Here is a 17825-nt window from a genome sequence, read left to right as displayed (position 1 = left end):
GGATTAGGAGGGAATTATATTGGAAAAATACTATCATATCTGCCGCCAGCACCAAGGAAAAGTTGCTAGAATTACAGAAAGAAACGGCAGAGTCCATGTGGGCAGAATTACACGGGTCACCAACAGCAAGGTCTTTATTGCTCCAGTTACTTCAGGGGGCCCAAGAGGCGGATTTGGCTATGGATATTGGGGCGGCTACGGATATGGAGCCGCATACGGTATTGGCCTTGGGCTGATTACAGGTGTGGCGCTCGCCGGTTTATTCTTTTTTTAATGGAAAAACCCGCTTAACCAATGGTAAGCGGGTTTTTATTTTATATCTTCTTCACTTTTTCAAAGTATTCTTCTAATGTTAAGTCATTCTCATGAATAACCTTTGCAGCCTTTTTGCCTACATAACGCAAATGCCATGGTTCGTATTCGTACTTCGTGATGTCTTCTTTGTTTTTAGGGTAGCGAATGATAAAACCGTATTTATATGCATTGTTCTGCACCCATTTTCCGTCTTCGGTGCTGCCGAACGCCTCATTTAGCTCAAAACCGTTGCTTCGGCTGGAAATGTCCATTGCCAGACCTGTTTGATGTTCGCTTTCACCCGGATATGCGACAGCTTCTCTTGCTTTCTTTTCCCCTTTTAGGCTTACTTCATTTTTAAAAATAACCTGCTGTCTGTCATACGAGCGGTATCCTGACACGGCTGCCAGCTCATAGCCATCCTTTTTCGCAGCATCAAACATCGTTTTTAATGCGTCTGCTGCTTCTTTTCTGATGTATCGCTTTTGTATTTTCTCTTCAAAAGAAAACTCGACATCAGGGATAACTAGATCGCTAGGTTCATAGTCTCCTGGCAGTGCGTATTGCTTATTGACAAGGGCAAGGATATTTTTTGGATTTTGAATGGTTTCCAGGCCGTCCACTTTTTTAATGTTATTGAAAAACTTGCTTTCCAATAAGAACTCACTGTCCTGCGTATTTGTTTTTTTGCTGTCAGCTGTTTTTTCTTCTGTCTGTTTTGATTCTGCAGTGGTTTTCGTATCCTTTTGAGCATCTCCATTTGACATGCTGCAGCCGGCTCCGACAATTGCCGTCACACTCAGAGCGGCAGCCAGCGAGAACCATTTACCGGACTTTTTCATAATCACATTACCTTCCTTTATCAATCGTTTCCGTATCCATAAAGAAGAGGCTGCCGGCACCCAGCACGCCTCTTCATTTATTTTATTTTGATACAGAATGTAAAGCCACTTCTATCATATCATGAAATGTGGTTTGACGCTCTTCTGCTGTTGTTTCTTCTCCTGTTAATACGTGATCGCTCACGGTCAGGATGGACAGCGCCTTTCTACCGTGCTTCGCTGCCAATGTATATAAAGCGGTTGTTTCCATCTCTACCCCGAGCACACCGTATTGGGCAAGCTTTTCAATTTGAGAATCGTCATTGTAGAACTGGTCAGCAGTAAATACACTGCCCACCGTCACCGGTACGCCTTTATCCTTAGCGGCGTCATAGGCATTTTTCAAAAGCTCGAAATCTGCGTTAGGCGCGAAATCAATACTTCCAAAGGCGACTCTGTTCATTTGTGAATCAGTAGAAGAAGTCATGGCCAAAATGACGTCGCGCACTTTGACATCTTTACGGATGGCGCCGCAAGAGCCTACTCTTATTAAATTTTGCACATCATAGCTTTGAATTAATTCATTGACGTAAATTGAAATGGACGGAACGCCCATGCCCGTGCCCTGCACAGAGATTTTTTCGCCTTTATATGTACCTGTAAATCCATACATGCCTCTGACTTCATTATAGCATTCCACATTTTCAAGATACGTTTCAGCGATAAATTTTGCTCTTAAAGGATCCCCCGGCAATAGTACCGTATCCGCAATTTGTCCTTTTTCCGCTCCGATATGTACACTCATCTCATATCCTCCTATAAACCAAAATTAACGATCAGTCCGTTCGTTTTACAACGGATGTCATGATGAGACAAACTTCAGCATTGATTATAAAGGAATGTTCCGAAAAAAGAAAATGATCCGGGGTATTTTTAGGCGCCATTAGAGAAAATCGGGATAATTGAGCCGCTTATATGAGAACCTAACCGCAAAAGGAGGGATGAAACATGGGTAAAAAACAGCGTAACCGAATAACCGGACAAAAAAAGAACAACCACATACCTGCTAAAGACGTTATCGCGGCTGAAGAGGCGCACGAAAAAGAGCATTCCGCGGCCAAACGAAAACCTTAAAAAACAGAAAACTGCGGATATCCGCATTTTCTCAGGCTGTCGAGATTTTCTCGACAGCCTGAGTAGACACAATGTTGTCTACTCTTTTTTTGTGTTTATGCTGTTAAATGACAATAAAGATATTTAATTTAATATCGCAATTATTGTAAACAGCTATTTTATTTCCTCTAAAAAAGGTTTTTTTTTCAAATTCATACAGATTAAATTCTATACTTTCCTGGATTAATATGCTAAATTTTTCGCATATCATAAGGGGGAGTTTTTATCCCACTAGTTCAGTAAAAGTAATTGTCTGTGTTGATGCACACAATGTTATTAAACGACTAAACCATTCTCCTTTGAATTTTCTTCGATTAAATCAATAGCAAAATTCGTCTAAATAAGATTGGAGATGTTTTGAATCAAGTCCGTGAAACGTTCCACCAACAAACGCTTTTGCATTCGAAAGAACAGTGTGCAATCAGTTTAAATGGTCTGGAGTTTCTTTGGCATTATAAACTTGATACTCGTGTTTAAAACCAGCCCCATCAAGCGCTCGGTAGGAATTTAAAGCATCACTACTTATCGTAGACCCAGGCAGGATGCTTTTCTTGGCAAAACCAATCAAGTTTTCTGCTTAATGTTAGGAACGACCTGCATTTTCAGATAAAGCGGATGTCCCTTTTGGTTTAAGGATAACCCTACTAATACCTTTGTTTTGTCTGTTCCTCACCCACGTTTTCCGCCTTCGGATGACGCACCAAAGAATGCATCATCTAGCTCTACAATACCAGCTAATGAGTATTCTGCATCACGTTTTCTCATGGCTTGGCGAATCTTGTGAAGCATGAGCCATGCGATTTTATACGACACTTTAAGTTCTTCAGAAAGTCTTGTCGTAGATACACCACGTTTATCATGAGCGATTAAATAGATGGCTAAGAACCAACTTGGTTAAGTCAGTTCTTGTTTTTTCCATCACGGTTCCGACGGTGACAGTGGATTGGTAAGGTAACGGCATTTTTTACATTCATAAAGCTTGTGTTTACGCGTTTTTATTTTAAAGTAAGCACCGTGACCACATTTCTCACAACAATAGCCGTTTGACCACTTCAATAAAAATAGATGGTCATGACAAGCCTCTTCTGTCGAAAACTGTTTTTGGAAAGAAATCAAACTCAAAGCACCCTTTCAAGAACAATGTTAGTCATCATTATTGACAAACATTTGGTAAACATATTCTGAGCAAAAGGGATACTCATTTAAGATAATTATACACACACAATACAAAATCATTCTTAGGAGGAGCTTTTAAAATACAAGACAAACAAAAAATAGACTAATTAGAAATTAAAATAACCGGTAGTTTTTAAGATTAATATCTTTCGAATATGGGCTTATTCGTAGGATACCAAAGAAAGTACGAAGTACCGGATTTATTGTGCAAAAGAGCTCTTACCTATTCCTTTAGAAGGACTGGCCTCTACCACTTGGATAGGTGTAACGAACGAATGAGATGCATTTGACAAGTTTTAGACATGGGAGCGAAAAGCTTCAAGGGTTGCGTAGAGAATACGTACGATACATGGAAACCATTGGAGTTATTACTACCTTCTTTATTTTATCTTCTAATGAAATATAAAATGAAAGGGATTAATTAGTTGAAAAAAAGTTTTATATTCTTTCTATTTATTACTATCATTTCTACTTTTTATCGTTTACCAGGAAATTATAAAATTCTTGTACTGTGGATAAGCGCTTGGCATCCAGCTCCAGCGCCTAGCCCCTTGAGGTCATAAGCGACTCATGAATTGAAGGTAAAGAGCACCTTCTATTCATGAGCGTCTTATTTGCCCGAGGCTGATCAAGGCGCTTGCGCTTTTGTTCTTTCCTTTATATTTAAAATTATAGAAAATATCTTAGTAAACTAATAGTTATCATTCCTACCACTACAGCACCTAGTAAACTCTTAGTTAATAAAACAACTAAAAAAGTTGGTATGATTCCTAATAACTCATGACTATTTGAGAGAGGTGAAAAATTATTCTCTTCAAAAAGAAGTTCTTGACCCAACAAAGCAGTCATAACAGTAACCGGTACAAAACTTAGCCAACTCAAAAACCATTTAGGCAACTCTATTTTACTTAAAAAAAGGAGTGGGATTACTCTAGGTAATAATGTAACAATACCTGTACCTAAAACAATGAGTAAAATATCTAATCTCAATTCCATTCCTTAATCACCATCCCGACTGTTGAAGCAATAATAGTTGTCACCATGACGGCCCACATACCTGGCATTAAATAGTTAACAGCGATCAAACAAAAAATTGTAAAGATAGCTATTGATATTTCGAGAGCTTTATTGGTCTTACTCAAAATCTGTAGAACCAATAGGCCAGCGAACATTGCAGGTAAAGCAAAGTCCATCCCTATAGACTCTGTATCTGTTACTAAACCTCCAAAGATACCTCCTAGGACATTAGCAAGTAACCAATTGATATATGCTGTTATATTTAATCCGAGTAGCCAAGAAAAACTCGCTTCCTTCCTATTTTCTAGATGATTGGATGCAACACCAAATGTTTCGTCCGTAATTTGCGAACCAATAACAAAGTTTTTCCAAGCGGAAAATTTACGACAATAAGGAGCTAAAGAAGCACTAAATAGCAAATGTCGTAGATTTACTAAAAAGATTGAAAAGATAATGGAAGTAATTGCACTTCCAGCCAAAATCATTCCAGCTGTTACAAATTGTCCTGAACCTGCATAAAGGAATAGGGATAACAATGCAATTTCTAGAACACTTAGACCAGCTGTCTTTGCAACTACCCCTGCTGCAAAACCAATACTGAGATAACCAAACACAGTCGGCAAGCAAGCTTTCACACCATCCATAAAAGTATCTTGGTTTTGTGCTGAACGTTTAAGTTGAAGAGCACTGTCTGACATACGAATTCCTCCTTTTTATAATTTTCAAAATAAGTTATATTGTATGGTATGACCCTAATATAAACCAATAATTAGAATAACAGTCAACATAACACTATAACACCTTGATGGTTTTACGGAGGAATTAAATTTGAAAATTGAATTGAACAGAAATAGTAGAATATCCCTTGTCCAACAAATATACGAAAATCTATCCGACAGAATACGGTCAGGGATATTAAATGAGGAGGAGTGTCTACCTTCAATTAGGGACATGTCCAAAAATTTAGAGGTGAGTTTTCTTACAGTTGTGAAAGCTTATGATCTACTTGAACAAAATAACCTTGTCAAAAGAGTACAAGGAAAAGGAACTTTTGTTAAATTGAATTCCATAAAGTGCGAAAAATCAAAAAACATGGGGGGGCCATACAAGTGGCAACTTTCAATACAAGATTATCTTCCAAGAACACATTTTGATACACATTACAATTCGTCAGATCATAGTTTACAATTTTCATTAGCAGCTATTGCTCCCTCTCTCTTGCCAAATAGATATCTAGAAAACGAGATTCATACAATGTTAGAAAAAAATCCTCTTATCTTATCAGAATATGGACCGATTCAGGGAGACTTAGATTTAAGAATAGCTATGAAACGAACTTTAAAGAAACAAAAAATTAATGTTAGCGAAAAGGATATTTTAGTTACAAACGGTACACAACAGGGAATAGACTTAGTAGCAAGGACATTTATTGGTCCAGGAGATGTAGTTATAGCAGAAGCGCCTACTTATCCAGCAGCATTAGACATATTCCGTTCGCGAGGAGCCTCAATTTTACCCGTTCCAATAGATAAAAATGGAATAAGAACAGACATATTAATTAAACTATGTGAAACAAAAAATCCTAAATTAATATATACAATCCCTAATTTCCACAATCCCACAGGAATAGTTCTTAGTAAAGATAGAAGAGAACAACTGTTAACAATTGCTCAAGAATTTCAAATAATAATTATTGAAGATGATCCTTGGAGTGAAATTTATTACAATGAAAAACCACCAAATCCAATTAAAAGTTTGGATACTAAGGGGAATGTTATATATTTAAAAGGATTAAGTAAAACACTAATTCCTGGTTGTAGAATAGGATTACTAACTGCAGATGGGACTATTTTTAATCGTTTGGTATCATCAAAAATGAATGCTGACCTTGGAAGTCCTTTATTAACACAAAAAGCTTTATATCCACTCTTTCAATCTAAAAGAATGGAAGATCATATGCAAAAATTAAGAACTGCATTAAAAATAAGAAGAGATTTAGTAATTAAGTTGTTAAAGAAACATATGCCTGAAGGTGTTGAGTGGATAGAACCAAAAGGAGGATTAAATATTTGGATATCTATTCCTGAAAAGTGGGATACTAAACAGTTATTATTAGAATGTCAAAAGAAAAACCTATCTTTCCTACCAGGTTTTGTATGTTTTTCTGGTGAACCAGAAACAAATCATTTAAGATTAAGCTTTTCATATCTAAACGATAATGTTTTAGAGACAGGAATTATAGAATTATGTAGAATCTTAAAAGAATTTTTATCAGTTACTCCTTCAGAGAATAGTCGACTAATATTATAAAATAGATATTTTAGTAACCTATTATCAAGAAAAGAGTGAACATTAAAAATATTCACTCATCTTTTACAGAAAACATCGTTTTCTCTACAAGATGAGGCCTCTTTAGAGGCCTGTTTTATATTGCAAGTATTTTCTCCATTGCCATGACATCTACAAATGGCCGTTGATTTCTCCCTGTTCTTTGAAGGCTTTCTGTACCAAATCCCAAATATGATTCACGTAGCTTGAACTCCCTTAAACGCATTCATCACCAAATCATGCACATAAGAGTCATTCACTTCGTCACCTGTTATAAGCAGACGATAGAAAATCGGTCCGTATATGAGATCTATGCTTACTTCAATATCAAGATTCTCTCTCAATTCCCCTTTCTCAATTCCCTTTTCTAGAAGGCCTTTCGCTTGGAGGCGGCGAGGCTGGAAAAATCGTGTGCGATATTCTTCTGCCAATTTTTCATCCAACTGCCCTGCACCTATTAATTCCTTAATAACGGTTCCTTCCCTGCTTGTCAAAAACCTTGCTAAATTCGTGGCGTGGGTTACTATATCATGTACTGACGACCCTGTATCAGGCACAGGCAGCCTGTCCATCGCGGTCGAAAGAAAGCTGTCCATGATAACGGCAGCCTTGTTAGACCACCATTTATAAATCGTTGCTTTACTCACTTTCGCGCGCTCGGCAATTTTATCGACTGTCACCGCATCGAAGCCTTTTTCCAGCAATAGGTCATAGGCTGCAGAGAGAATCGCCTTATGCGTTCCTTCATCACGCGGCCGCCCTCGTTTACTCATATGAATCATTCCTTCCTGAAATATAAACTATACGTTCAGTATACTTAACCTGAATAAAAAAAGAAAACAAAAACCTATTTACAAAACTGAACGTTTAGTATATCATTTTCCTTAATCGATGAAACTGAACGTTCAGTTTATAAAATGACTTGAGAGTCATGATTACACTCAAAAAACCACTTAAAAAGGAGTTCATTCTTATGGCTAATAGAAACAAACAAGCAGGTCAGAGGATCTCACCCAGTTTAACCCTTCTTCTCGCAACGGCATGCGGTATCATTGTTGCTAATCTTTACTATGCACAGCCCTTGGTTGGTTTAATTAGTAAGGCAATTGGACTTTCTCCAAGCAGTGCTGGATTGATTGTCACACTAACCCAAATCGGATACGTTGCCGGCTTACTATTTCTTGTCCCTTTAGGAGATATTATCGAAAACAAAAAACTTGTCGTTGCATCGCTCCTTCTAAGCGCAGCAGCTTTGACACTAACAGCATTTGTGAAGCATGGGACACTGTTTTTAGCAGCTGCGTTTTTCATCGGATTAGGGTCAATCGCAGCCCAGGTGCTTGTTCCATTTGCATCATACCTCGCATCAGACGCTGCACGCGGCCGGGTTGTTGGCAATGTCATGAGCGGCTTATTACTCGGTATTATGCTTTCCCGGCCGATATCCAGTCTAGTCGCTGATATTTGGGGGTGGAATGCAATATTTGCTTTGTCCGCCGTGGTAAGTGTTGTCCTAGCCATCGTATTATCAAAAGTGCTTCCTGCCAGAAAACCGACAGCAAATACAAACTATACGGCATTACTCGGTTCAATGTGGAAGCTGCTGCGCACGACTCCAGTCTTACGCCGCCGTGCCATCTATCATGGGTTTGTATTTGGAGCTTTCAGCTTGTTTTGGACGACTGTTCCTTTATTATTGTCCGGTCCTGCTTTTCATTTTTCTCAGAAGGCAATAGCACTCTACGCATTGGTAGGCATTGCGGGTGCAGTCGCTGCACCAATAGGCGGCCGTCTGGCTGATCGCGGCTTGACCCGGATTGCCACTGGAATCGCTCTCGGTGTTGTCATTGTCTCTTTATTACTGCCGCTCATGATTCAGAGCAGCTCCCCCGTCGGTATAACAGTTCTAGTGGCTGCCGCAATTCTGTTAGATATGGGCGTATCAGCAAACCTTGTGCTCAGTCAACGTGCCATTTTTTCGTTGGCGCCTGAAATTCGCAGTCGATTAAACGGATTATTCATGGCAATCTTCTTTCTAGGCGGTGCGATAGGATCATCTATTGGAGGATGGGCATATGCCTCAGGCGGCTGGAGTACAGCATTATGGATTGGTATCGCTTTTCCGGTCATAGCTTCGCTTTATTTCGCCACAGAGAAATAATCTTTCACCAAAAATAAGCAGTCAAGACCAAGCTGATGGCTTATTTTTGGTGGATTCTTCTTTTTCAATGCGCTGAACAAGAAAAAATCCTGCTTGGTGAGAACAGGATTTTCCAAAATCAATCTTTATGTTAAATCGACACCCTCAAGCTGTTTCAAATATCTTTGCAGGGCGAACCTTCGGGTTTATGCTTTACATACCGATTCGCACTTTCGGCAATTTCTTGGTCACTGATTGTATTGGCGCGATATTCGGCAAAGGAAGGCAGATGCTTGGAACGGTTTTGTCAGCTGCTTATTGAAAACAAGTTATATCCGCCGGCTTGATAAGAGTGTTCAGGTGAACCGATGGACATGGCAGTTACCCACTCTTTCCCCTTCAATTTATTTCCGCCGGGACCATGAGCCCAGCCAAACGTAAACACTTCATCAAACCATTGTTTTAAATGCGCTGGACTGCTGTACCAGTATAATGGAAACTGAAAAACGAAACGGTCATGGGCGAGGAGCAGCTGTTGTTCAAATTCGACATCAATTGGTTGATCGCGATATTTTTCATAAAGATCATGGACAGTTACATCTGATGCACTTAAAACGGCTTCTTTTCACTTTTTGTTGATCTGAGAGGATTCTATGTTCGGATGTACCACGAGTACGAGTGTTTTCATATGATCCATTCCTTTCATTCCTTTGATGTGACATCATTATATGATGTATATTAAAATATAAAAAGTACGCGCATTGAATGTATATAGTATCAAAAAGTATACTATTAGGAGTGGATAGCTTGAGAAATCGTAAATTCGGTATTGATTATTCTTCTGATGACTTTGAATGATGTCCGGTGGAAACAACATTAGAACCTGTTATCCTTCATATGAAGGACTGGGGAGAAAAATATAAAGACAGGATTGATAAACTCGAGGCAGCACGTAAAGCTGAAGATAAAATCTAATAACCAGAAAAAATACCAAGGGTTTTGACACCCTTGGTATTCAGCATGTGGAAAAAACATCGTTTTCTTTCGTTATGTTGTTTGCACAATCAGACGATTGATTTTCCTCCATCCGGCGGGAAGCAGTTTATAATATGTTTTCCCTTTTCTGCCTTCATCAATCAAAATCACATCCCCTGTGGCCATAAATCTCGCATCATAATCACTTGGAACAGTATCGAATACATTAAACAAGGAGAATGCTCTTTTTAGCACGTCTTGATGATTGCTCCCGTTCAGTTCAGTTCGATAGACGGCTCTGTAGCCTTTTTTTTCACCAAACCGGGGTGTTTGAAATATTGTCACATCGTAAAAACAAGACTTCTTTTTAAACACGGATAACATCATCAAGATCCCTCCCTTTTATTTCTATAACATATTGGCGTTTCGCCCTCTTTTTCCTCTCTCTACTTTTGTCGAAACGAATGAAACTTTTCGTCAAAACCTTTCACGAGGAAAAACAGCAGCAGGCCGAGACTGAAGCCTCCTAAAACGTCAGTTAAAAAGTGCACGCCGAGGTAGACTCTGCTGGCACCAACCAAAATAACGACAGTACCGGCGATTATGTATACCGCTTTTTTATGCTTTGACAAAAACGGGATGTGTTTCACTAGAAAGTAGGCGATTACTGGATAAACACAAGCAGCGTTCATGGAGTGGCCGCTCGGAAAGCTGAAGGACGACTCATGAACGAGCGGCTCAAAATCCGGCCTTGCCCGTTCGATCCACTCTTTTAATATTTTGTTTAACAGACGATCCGCACCGAATATGAAGAGCATCAAAAGACCGTCCAAGGTTCTCTTGTAAAAAAACAGCCCTGCCCCAATGACTACGATAAGGGGCAGTAAAAAGGAAGTAGCACCAAGATGTGTCACCCAAATCATCACATCGTTCAGCCAAGGCTGACGGATAGCTGCGGCTGCCTTACTGATCATTTCATCTGCTGATTGAACAGCAGATGTATGAATAACCGCGGCTAAAAAAAGAAAGAGAAGAAACAGACTGACTGGCTTGTACAAGATTTTCCCTCCTTTATTTCTCAAAATTTCATATCAGCCGAATAAAAAACCGGAGCTGGCCGCTCCGGTTTCAAGCCTTAACAATCTTCATCCAGCTCTTCATCTATCATACATTTTTCTATCAGATAATCAAAGGTAATATCGGCGATTTCAAACAGCTCATCTTCACTCGGTATGTAGCCCCGTCTTGCAAGCTCTCTGTAAAAAAATTCAGCGATTTCTTCCGTGTCAATCACAAGATCTATTTCTTTCATAACCGTACCGCCTCCTTTTTTATGTTTTATGAAAAAACGGGATGAATTATACCCGGTGTTCTAAACAATTCTTTCATTCATATACATTGAATAAAAAAACAAGCCATAGGAGGCTGACATATGATCGCTAAAATGATGGAAGCACTGGACGGAGAAAGATTCGATATGGTGATGGAAAAAACGCTCAAAGGTATGACGCATGTCATGATGTGGGGCTGTCTGCCTTACTTTTTATATGTGATCATCCGCTTGTTCACAAACTAACTGAAGTGTTCTTTTAAACTTTCCAGCACAAACATCATCATATCTTTATATTCTTCATCTTTAAACATTTCGTACAGAATTTTGTAGTCGTTGTAAATATCCAAAAGCTCATCAACAATTGATACAGCCAGGATGCGCAGGGTATCTTGATCTTGATCTTCATCTTCGCCTTCAAACTGAAGAAGAGCAGACGGGACAATATCTTCGCCGATCTCATGGGCAGTTTCTCCGACATAGTGGACAAACAAAAGCTGATGCACAAACTGGTCCATTTCATACTTTCTGAGAACCAGCGTGAGATCCTCTTCCTCCGTTTCAAGCCACTCTCCATCCTTTAAACGAGTCAGCTCATAAATAATATCTTCCCAGCCATCTTCTAAATATCTCCAAATTTCTGTTCTGTGGCCGATAATGCGAAAGAGTTCTTTTCCATAATCTTTTACATAAACGACATCTCCAATGAGGAATTCATATTCAATATCAAGTTTTTCCATATCGACAATGACGCCTTCATAATCTTTATATAATTGAATGGACGATTCAAAATATAAGACTTCATTGTGGTTTACTTCATAAAGATAGTGCTTATCGATTTGGTGCACTTTTGTGATTGTGCCGACTGTCCCATACATAATGACGACTACGATATCCCCTACTTGGAATTTCGGTTTATTTTGCTTCATGGTGTCTCCCCCTCGCCGCAACATTTCTCATACGCTATCGTATGCTGGGTTACACCAATTCGCATGGGCATGAAAACCATTGGAAGTATCCAATTATGGTATGTGTATGCGCACAAAAAAATCCGCAGCGGATCTGCGGATTTAAACATGTGGTTATTTGCCGTGCACCTCGGCCTCGTATTTTTCCCAAGCTTCATCAAACGTCGCCATCGTGTCCAGATAATCAACATTCAGCTCTAAATATGAACTGATTTCGTGATAATCGGTTGATGTTTTTGGAAAGCTGTGATCCTCATACGCCTGATTGGCAAACTCGCTGATGCTGTCCTGTGGTTTAGGGTGTCTGTATTTTAATAAATAATGATAAAAGGATTTCATGGGTTTCCCCTCCTGGTGTCTGTCTTTTGTTGTTCTATTATACAGTGCAAGTGTAAAATTACAACAAAAGAATACGAAACATCATTCAGGAAAAATCAAAATAGTTGCGTTTTAATATCCTTTCCGTTTCCATGAGCTGTTGATATGTCAGACTTTCAGGGAGTTTTTTTGTGTTGATTACAAACAGCTGATCCTCAATATCCTTTATCGTCGAATCCTCTTGGTAGGCCATTCCGCAAGAAGAACAAATCATCGCGGGGGTGTTTGTCAGCTCTATGGCTCGTGTGCCGTCAGGAAGCTCCCAATAAACCGTGTTCGTGCCAGGCTGCGCCTCAGGCACACCGCACCATTCGCATGTTTTCATGAAGAATTCCCCCCGCTTTCCGCCTCTTTTTCTTTTTTCTGCTGGGCTAAAAATTTCTTTTCCTTTAGCTGGTCTCTTTTCTCCCGCCGGTCCTTTAAGGTTTCGTGCCCCGGCTTCGCTGTATATGCTTCTCTCCTTTTGATTCTGGCCACGTTTTCCGGTGTGAAAGAAATCTCTTTGTCGGCAAGGATGGCACTCAGTCCAATTGGTTCTTTTTTGTCAGCGGTTTCAGGAAAAACAGACTCAAAGTAGGCGTCAGCCTGGTTAGGGATATAATGTTCAGGTTCCGGATAAGAGGTAATGACTCCTTCAAAATTTCTCAAGATGATTTTGTCAGGACTTTGCGATAAAACATAGTTTGGCTGCAGTGCGATCTTCCCGCCGCCGCCTGGTGCGTCAACGACAAAGGTTGGTACCGCGTAGCCTGAAGTATGGCCCCGCAGCCCTTCAATAATCTCCAGCCCTTTTGAAACTGGAGCTCTGAAATGTCCGATGCCTTCTGAGAGATCACATTGGTATATATAATAGGGACGGACTCTGATTTTCACCAAGTCATGCATAAGCTTTTTCATAATTGTTACCGAATCATTAATGCCTGCTAACACGACGGCCTGATTTCCGACCGGCACACCTGCGTTCACCAGCTTTTCGCAAGCCTCAACGGATTCCTCCGTCATTTCGATGCTTGTGTTGAAATGGGTGTTCAGCCAGACCGGATGATATTTCTTTAAGATATCGCACAGTTGATCGGTGATTCTCTGAGGAAAAACGACAGGCGCTCTTGTGCCGATTCTGATAATTTCCAAATGCGGGATACTGCGCAGCTCTTTTAAAATGTATTCTAAAATTTGATCATTGATCAGCAACCCGTCCCCGCCTGAAATCAGACAGTCCCGGATCTCGGGTGTCTCCCGAATGTAGGCGATCGCGGTATCAAGCTGCTTTTTAGGGACACCCATTCCGATTTGACCGGAAAAACGCCTCCTTGTGCAGTAGCGGCAGTACATAGAGCATTGGTTCGTGACAAGGAACAGGACTCGGTCGGGATAACGGTGGGTCAGACCGGGTACTGGAGAGTCTTCATCCTCATGAAGCGGGTCTTCCAGGTCGTATTTTGTTTTGTGCATCTCTTCAGAGAGCGGCACAGACTGCATCCGTATCGGACATCTCGGGTTGTCGGGATCCATTAAGGAAGCATAATAGGGTGTGATATTTAAGGGGATCGTTTTAGTAGACATTCTGACGCCTTCCTCTTCTTCTTCGGTCAGGTTAATCACTTTTTTCAAATCATCTAATGTTCTTACAGTATGGGTCAGCTGCCAGAGCCAATCATTCCATTTTTCTTCCGGAACATCCTTCCATAACTCTATCTCCTTCCAATGCCGTTTCGGTTTATACCATTTGTTTGTCAAATGAAATTCCTCCTCGTGCATTCTTTTTGACTTACAGGCGCTTGCACCAGATATTCATATTTTCGAGCCCTTCTCCTATATAACAATTATTGATCAGCCTTCCGCCATACTGATACCCGGAATGATACAGGACAGCATTCATTCCAAAAGATGCAGCGCGGGCGAGTGAAAATACTTGAAAGATATCTTGCTCTCTCATTTCTTTTTCTAATGCATCTATTAAAATACTTGTCAGCGAACGGCCCCGATAATCGGGAAGCACGGCACAGTCTGTCAATTCGGCATGCCCCAGCTCAGGATTGATATCTGCACTTGCCGCGCTAATCAGACGGTCATCTTCAAGCATGACATAATAAAGCGTATGCTCATTCATCGTCTTTTCAATATAGGCGGGATCAAACACAGGGGTCGGATACGTGCGGAATACTTTTTTATACAGCATAGATAACTGATACATGTCGTTTGTTTCTGCTTTTCTCATTGTAAAAGGAGACCTGTCTTCGATTTGTGGCTGAGGTTTCATTTTATATAATAGCTCTATCATTTCCTGCTCGGCTAAATAGGTATCTGTTTGTCTTCGTTTTTCTGTAAGATAACGGACCATGACGGCAGCGCGATGGCCGAGATAGTAGCCTTCGAGAAAGCCCTCCGGCGTAAACAATTGTTTAGCCAGCTCCGCCTCGTCATGCTGTTTCGTGTACACAATAATTTTTTCGGCGCTCTCCTCTTCAGCCGCTGTCATAATATCAGACAAGGCTTCCTGAATAGCGCCTTCATAACGAATGACTCTCATTCGTTTATTAAAGCGGTCATTATCTATGACAGCCGTGACACCGCTACTCTTTACCGTTTTGATCATCAGCATCCTCCCCGTCTGTATGGAGCCCGCACCAATCCATCACAAAAAGAGCAATAATTTTAGCTGATTCTAACATGGCTTCAACCTCAATATACTCGTTTGCCTGATGTGCCGTTTTCGTCTCTCCCGGCCCAAAAACGATAACAGGAGTATCTCCCGCATGATACAAAAGGCCGCCGTCTGTCCCCCAAGGCGACGCTTCGATGATCGGCTCTGTTTGTTTCATTTTTTGATAGGCTGATTGCAAGACTGATAGTAAAGGATGGTCATCAGGCAAATCATTCGGCAGCCATTGAGCCCCGAACCATTCCACTTGAATTGGATGGCGTTTAAACCATTCATCATGGTATTGTAAATCTTTCAGCCAATTTTCCAATTCCAATTTTACGGCTTCAGGCTTTTCATGGGGAGCAATTCCGCACCTTCCTTCTATGACGACGCGGTCTGCTACCGAGGACGGCCATGTTCCGCCTGAGATGGTGCCAATATTAATTGGAACCGGGATTGGGATATGATCATAAAGCGGGTCAGAAATTCTTGCATTGCGGACTTTTTCAAGCTCTTGAATGGCCGTAATGACACGCATGCTTTTTTCAATGGCGCTGACACCTTCATACCGTGTGCCTCCGTGTGCCGCTAATCCTTTAACCGTGATCCGAAACCACATCGAGCCCTGCTGTTTAATAAAAAGCTTCATATTCGTCGGCTCCGGAATTAGCGCCCCGTCCGCACGATAGCCTCTCATAATGGCAGAAAGTGTTCCGGCGCCGCCGCACTCTTCATCTATAACACTTTGAAACAATACATCGCCTTTCAGTTTGACATCGCAGGCGTGCAGGGCTTCTAATGCAAATAGAAGGGCTGTATTGCCTCCCTTCATATCAGTTGAGCCGCGGCCGTAAATTTTACCATTTACTTCGGCAGCTTGAAACGGTTCATACTTCCATTCCTTCAAATTTCCTTCTGGCACAACATCGATATGCCCGTTTAAAATCAGAGATCGTCCTCCGCCCTCTCCCGTTTTTTTAGCGACAATGTTCGGGCTCTCATGAAAATCCGACCGGTCTGATATAAAATAGGGATGCTGTTTTAATTGTTTTAGGCTCGGCTCCCACACATCAATGTCCATATGAAATTGCCGGAGCTTTTCAAGGACTACTGCTTGCGCGTTAAATTCCTTGCCAAGTGTGCTTTTTTCTCCAACCAGCCTTTTCAAAAGACGAATGGCTTTGGCTGAATGCTGATCAAGCCATTCGATTACTTTTCTTTCAATGTCCTGCATCATCACTCCCCCTTTTAAGAAAAAGGCATATCTACCATTATTTCAGCGTCGGTCAGACCGATCACCTCGTCAATTGTTGAGCCATTAATCAGTTCTTTTAAAATAAAATGATGCCGGCCAACTGCCAGAACTGCTTTATCAGTAATGATCATATCTACACAGGCTGCTGCTGTTAACGGAAGGGTGCAGGCTTCTGTTAATTTAGGCCTCCCTTTTTGATCGGTATGGCTCATAACGACAACCACTTTTTTCGCTTTTTGGGCGAGCTCCATCGCACCGCCCATGCCCGGCACCTTTTTTCCGGGTACAAGCCAATTCGCAAGGTCTCCCGACTGGCTTACCTGCAAAGCGCCTAGAATCGTAATATCAATCATGCCTCTTCTGATCATGGCAAAAGACATCGTTGTATCAAAATAAGATGCCCCCTTTACAGCACGGACAGGGAATCCCGCGGCGTTGCATAAATTTTCATCCTCATTCCCTTTTTCAGGACTTTCGCCAATCCCGAGTACGCCGTTTTCCGCCTGCAGCATAACCTGCATGTCAGGCGGCAAAAAGTTCGGCACCAAGGAAGGGATGCCGATACCGAGATTCACCATCATGCCTGGTTTGATTTCAGAAGCAGCCCGTCTGGCGATCTGCTCTCTTTCTGTTACTCCCAAGCCCATTTCCACCTCACCCCTTCGCTTCTCACAACCCCCTCAACAAAAACCCCAGGCGTTACAATCATTTCTTCTGCAATATCACCCATCGGCACAATCGTCTCCGCCTCGGCAAAGGTTCTTTTGGCGGCCATTGCCATAAGCGGATTCATGTTGCGCGCTGTTTTGTCATACGTTAAATTGCCGAATTCATCTGCAATGCAGGCATTGATGAAGGCAAAATCAGCCGTCAGCGCTTCTTCAACCAAGTATTGTTTCCCCGCTACAGACACAATCTCTTTTCTCTCACAAACCATTTGATTATCAATGCCGATATCGGTCAAAATGCCGCCAAGGCCGGATCCGCCGGCGCGAATCCGTTCTGCGAGCGTGCCCTGAGGCGAAAATCGAACCTCTAATGTGCCGTCTGTCATCTGTTTTCCCGCTATAGGATTTGACCCGATATGCGATGCAATCAGTGTCTTGACTCTTTTATTGACAATAAGCGGTCCAATCCCAATCTCCGGGAATCCGGCATCATTGCAAATGACAGTTAATTCTTTCACACCGCTGTCCAATATGGCTTCAATCAAAGAAGGAGGAGAGCCGACTCCTCCGAAGCCGCCAAACATAAGGACCGATCCATCACGCACATCTGCAATTGCCGATTCAATGCTGATCGTTTTTTGAAATGGTGCCATATTGA

21 protein-coding genes and 3 pseudogenes are annotated in these 17825 nt (G+C 41.3%); 6 read left to right on the top strand and 18 right to left on the bottom strand.

Translation table 11 applies throughout. From position 1 onward, the window contains the following. Positions 1–19: 19 nt before the first annotated feature. Positions 20–274, top strand: coding sequence for a hypothetical protein (locus M1D69_RS10205; protein ID WP_105955011.1), 255 nt, complete (start codon positions 20–22; stop codon positions 272–274). 40 nt (positions 275–314) lie between these two features. Here M1D69_RS10205 and M1D69_RS10200 read toward each other — a convergent pair whose 3' ends face one another. Both M1D69_RS10200 and deoD read right to left on the bottom strand, forming a co-directional pair. After that, complete coding sequence (locus M1D69_RS10200; RefSeq protein WP_044155508.1) at positions 315–1136, bottom strand: D-Ala-D-Ala carboxypeptidase VanY; 822 nt, start codon at positions 1134–1136, stop codon at positions 315–317. Positions 1137–1218: 82 nt separating this feature from the next. After that, positions 1219–1920: a purine-nucleoside phosphorylase gene (deoD, locus tag M1D69_RS10195; protein ID WP_458103846.1), complete on the bottom strand. Its 702-nt coding sequence runs from the start codon at positions 1918–1920 to the stop codon at positions 1219–1221. A gap of 203 nt (positions 1921–2123) precedes the next feature. Between deoD and M1D69_RS10190 the strand changes: the two genes are divergently transcribed. Next, the gene (locus M1D69_RS10190; RefSeq protein ID WP_024121758.1) at positions 2124–2249 is read left to right on the top strand and encodes a hypothetical protein; all 126 of its coding nucleotides are present in this window, start codon (positions 2124–2126) and stop codon (positions 2247–2249) included. 262 nt (positions 2250–2511) lie between these two features. Here the strand turns inward: M1D69_RS10190 and M1D69_RS10185 are convergent. The 3 genes and pseudogenes from M1D69_RS10185 to M1D69_RS10175 all read right to left on the bottom strand — a co-directional run bounded on the left by M1D69_RS10185 (position 2512) and on the right by M1D69_RS10175 (position 5179). Continuing rightward, positions 2512–3410 (bottom strand): annotated as a pseudogene (locus M1D69_RS10185) (IS1595 family transposase). A 723-nt stretch (positions 3411–4133) separates the two neighbouring features. Beyond that, positions 4134–4460 (bottom strand): AzlD domain-containing protein, encoded by a 327-nt coding sequence (locus tag M1D69_RS10180; protein WP_029318452.1) that lies wholly within the window; start codon positions 4458–4460, stop codon positions 4134–4136. Continuing rightward, positions 4451–5179: an AzlC family ABC transporter permease gene (locus tag M1D69_RS10175; RefSeq protein WP_458103847.1), complete on the bottom strand. Its 729-nt coding sequence runs from the start codon at positions 5177–5179 to the stop codon at positions 4451–4453. Before M1D69_RS10175 ends, M1D69_RS10180 begins: the two co-directional genes overlap by 10 nt. Before the next feature lie 130 nt (positions 5180–5309). Between M1D69_RS10175 and pdxR the strand changes: the two genes are divergently transcribed. Further along, on the top strand, positions 5310–6791 hold the full coding sequence (gene pdxR, locus M1D69_RS10170; protein WP_458103848.1) for a MocR-like pyridoxine biosynthesis transcription factor PdxR: 1482 nt from the start codon (positions 5310–5312) through the stop codon (positions 6789–6791). A 215-nt stretch (positions 6792–7006) separates the two neighbouring features. Here the strand turns inward: pdxR and M1D69_RS10165 are convergent, their stop codons facing one another. Beyond that, a complete protein-coding gene (locus M1D69_RS10165; protein ID WP_202647405.1) occupies positions 7007–7591 on the bottom strand; it encodes a TetR/AcrR family transcriptional regulator in 585 nt (194 codons plus the stop codon). 191 nt (positions 7592–7782) lie between these two features. On the opposite strand from M1D69_RS10165, the gene M1D69_RS10160 reads away from it, so the two are divergent. Next, positions 7783–8970 carry an MFS transporter gene (locus M1D69_RS10160; RefSeq protein ID WP_202647406.1) on the top strand — a complete coding sequence of 396 codons (1188 nt, stop codon included), beginning with the start codon at positions 7783–7785 and terminating at the stop codon, positions 8968–8970. Positions 8971–9095: 125 nt separating this feature from the next. On the opposite strand, the pseudogene M1D69_RS10155 reads toward M1D69_RS10160, so the two are convergent. Further along, a pseudogene (locus M1D69_RS10155) lies at positions 9096–9646 on the bottom strand (NAD(P)H-dependent oxidoreductase). Between the two features lie 176 nt (positions 9647–9822). On the opposite strand from M1D69_RS10155, the pseudogene M1D69_RS10150 reads away from it, so the two are divergent. After that, positions 9823–9924 (top strand): annotated as a pseudogene (locus M1D69_RS10150) (ArsR family transcriptional regulator); the annotation flags it as partial. 72 nt (positions 9925–9996) lie between these two features. Here M1D69_RS10150 and yodL read toward each other — a convergent pair. The 3 genes from yodL to M1D69_RS10135 form a co-directional block, all read right to left on the bottom strand. Next, a complete protein-coding gene (yodL, locus tag M1D69_RS10145) occupies positions 9997–10311 on the bottom strand; it encodes a shape determination protein YodL (protein ID WP_038954208.1) in 315 nt (104 codons plus the stop codon). A gap of 59 nt (positions 10312–10370) precedes the next feature. Next, positions 10371–10982, bottom strand: coding sequence for a phosphatase PAP2 family protein (locus M1D69_RS10140; protein WP_024121760.1), 612 nt, complete (start codon positions 10980–10982; stop codon positions 10371–10373). A gap of 77 nt (positions 10983–11059) precedes the next feature. Next, a complete protein-coding gene (locus M1D69_RS10135) occupies positions 11060–11236 on the bottom strand; it encodes a YozD family protein (protein WP_010334612.1) in 177 nt (58 codons plus the stop codon). A 120-nt stretch (positions 11237–11356) separates the two neighbouring features. On the opposite strand from M1D69_RS10135, the gene M1D69_RS10130 reads away from it, so the two are divergent. After that, positions 11357–11500, top strand: a complete 144-nt coding sequence (locus M1D69_RS10130) for a hypothetical protein (protein ID WP_458103849.1) — start codon at positions 11357–11359, stop codon at positions 11498–11500. Here the strand turns inward: M1D69_RS10130 and M1D69_RS10125 are convergent. The 8 genes from M1D69_RS10125 to M1D69_RS10090 form a co-directional block, all read right to left on the bottom strand. Next, positions 11497–12183 carry a hypothetical protein gene (locus M1D69_RS10125; protein ID WP_326196027.1) on the bottom strand — a complete coding sequence of 229 codons (687 nt, stop codon included), beginning with the start codon at positions 12181–12183 and terminating at the stop codon, positions 11497–11499. The two genes, M1D69_RS10130 and M1D69_RS10125, sit on opposite strands and share 4 nt — an antisense overlap. A 153-nt stretch (positions 12184–12336) precedes the next feature. Next, positions 12337–12561, bottom strand: a complete 225-nt coding sequence (locus tag M1D69_RS10120) for a YozE family protein (RefSeq protein WP_010334616.1) — start codon at positions 12559–12561, stop codon at positions 12337–12339. 85 nt (positions 12562–12646) lie between these two features. Then, a complete protein-coding gene (locus M1D69_RS10115; protein WP_458103850.1) occupies positions 12647–12925 on the bottom strand; it encodes a YokU family protein in 279 nt (92 codons plus the stop codon). Continuing rightward, positions 12922–14337, bottom strand: a complete 1416-nt coding sequence (gene kamA / locus M1D69_RS10110; RefSeq protein ID WP_458103851.1) for a lysine 2,3-aminomutase — start codon at positions 14335–14337, stop codon at positions 12922–12924. Before kamA ends, M1D69_RS10115 begins: the two co-directional genes overlap by 4 nt. Before the next feature lie 31 nt (positions 14338–14368). Beyond that, positions 14369–15196, bottom strand: a complete 828-nt coding sequence (gene ablB, locus M1D69_RS10105) for a putative beta-lysine N-acetyltransferase (RefSeq protein WP_458103852.1) — start codon at positions 15194–15196, stop codon at positions 14369–14371. Then, positions 15174–16484, bottom strand: coding sequence for a peptidase (locus M1D69_RS10100; protein WP_458103853.1), 1311 nt, complete (start codon positions 16482–16484; stop codon positions 15174–15176). The genes ablB and M1D69_RS10100 overlap by 23 nt, the downstream gene beginning before the upstream one ends. An 8-nt stretch (positions 16485–16492) precedes the next feature. After that, entirely contained in the window at positions 16493–17146 is a 654-nt protein-coding gene (locus M1D69_RS10095; protein WP_458103854.1) for a 3-oxoacid CoA-transferase subunit B, read from the bottom strand. Continuing rightward, a complete protein-coding gene (locus M1D69_RS10090; RefSeq protein WP_458103855.1) occupies positions 17131–17820 on the bottom strand; it encodes a CoA transferase subunit A in 690 nt (229 codons plus the stop codon). The genes M1D69_RS10095 and M1D69_RS10090 overlap by 16 nt, the downstream gene beginning before the upstream one ends. Positions 17821–17825 lie beyond the last annotated feature (5 nt).

It is taken from the genome of Bacillus sp. PK3-037, assembly GCF_054161355.1.
This window is presented reverse-complemented; position numbering and strand designations above follow the sequence as displayed.

What these genes read in the sequence shown, in the direction of transcription:
- M1D69_RS10200 (WP_044155508.1), bottom strand. Translation starts at nt 1,136, where the DNA reads ATGAAAAAGTCCGGTAAATGGTTCTCGCTGGCTGCCGCTCTGAGTGTG.
- deoD (WP_458103846.1), bottom strand. Translation starts at nt 1,920, where the DNA reads ATGAGTGTACATATCGGAGCGGAAAAAGGACAAATTGCGGATACGGTA.
- M1D69_RS10190 (WP_024121758.1), top strand. Translation starts at nt 2,124, where the DNA reads ATGGGTAAAAAACAGCGTAACCGAATAACCGGACAAAAAAAGAACAAC.
- M1D69_RS10180 (WP_029318452.1), bottom strand. Translation starts at nt 4,460, where the DNA reads ATGGAATTGAGATTAGATATTTTACTCATTGTTTTAGGTACAGGTATT.
- M1D69_RS10175 (WP_458103847.1), bottom strand. Translation starts at nt 5,179, where the DNA reads ATGTCAGACAGTGCTCTTCAACTTAAACGTTCAGCACAAAACCAAGAT.
- M1D69_RS10165 (WP_202647405.1), bottom strand. Translation starts at nt 7,591, where the DNA reads ATGATTCATATGAGTAAACGAGGGCGGCCGCGTGATGAAGGAACGCAT.
- M1D69_RS10160 (WP_202647406.1), top strand. Translation starts at nt 7,783, where the DNA reads ATGGCTAATAGAAACAAACAAGCAGGTCAGAGGATCTCACCCAGTTTA.
- yodL (WP_038954208.1), bottom strand. Translation starts at nt 10,311, where the DNA reads ATGATGTTATCCGTGTTTAAAAAGAAGTCTTGTTTTTACGATGTGACA.
- M1D69_RS10135 (WP_010334612.1), bottom strand. Translation starts at nt 11,236, where the DNA reads ATGAAAGAAATAGATCTTGTGATTGACACGGAAGAAATCGCTGAATTT.
- M1D69_RS10130 (WP_458103849.1), top strand. Translation starts at nt 11,357, where the DNA reads ATGATCGCTAAAATGATGGAAGCACTGGACGGAGAAAGATTCGATATG.
- M1D69_RS10125 (WP_326196027.1), bottom strand. Translation starts at nt 12,183, where the DNA reads ATGAAGCAAAATAAACCGAAATTCCAAGTAGGGGATATCGTAGTCGTC.
- M1D69_RS10120 (WP_010334616.1), bottom strand. Translation starts at nt 12,561, where the DNA reads ATGAAATCCTTTTATCATTATTTATTAAAATACAGACACCCTAAACCA.
- M1D69_RS10115 (WP_458103850.1), bottom strand. Translation starts at nt 12,925, where the DNA reads ATGAAAACATGCGAATGGTGCGGTGTGCCTGAGGCGCAGCCTGGCACG.
- ablB (WP_458103852.1), bottom strand. Translation starts at nt 15,196, where the DNA reads ATGATCAAAACGGTAAAGAGTAGCGGTGTCACGGCTGTCATAGATAAT.
- M1D69_RS10095 (WP_458103854.1), bottom strand. Translation starts at nt 17,146, where the DNA reads ATGGGCTTGGGAGTAACAGAAAGAGAGCAGATCGCCAGACGGGCTGCT.
- M1D69_RS10090 (WP_458103855.1), bottom strand. Translation starts at nt 17,820, where the DNA reads ATGGCACCATTTCAAAAAACGATCAGCATTGAATCGGCAATTGCAGAT.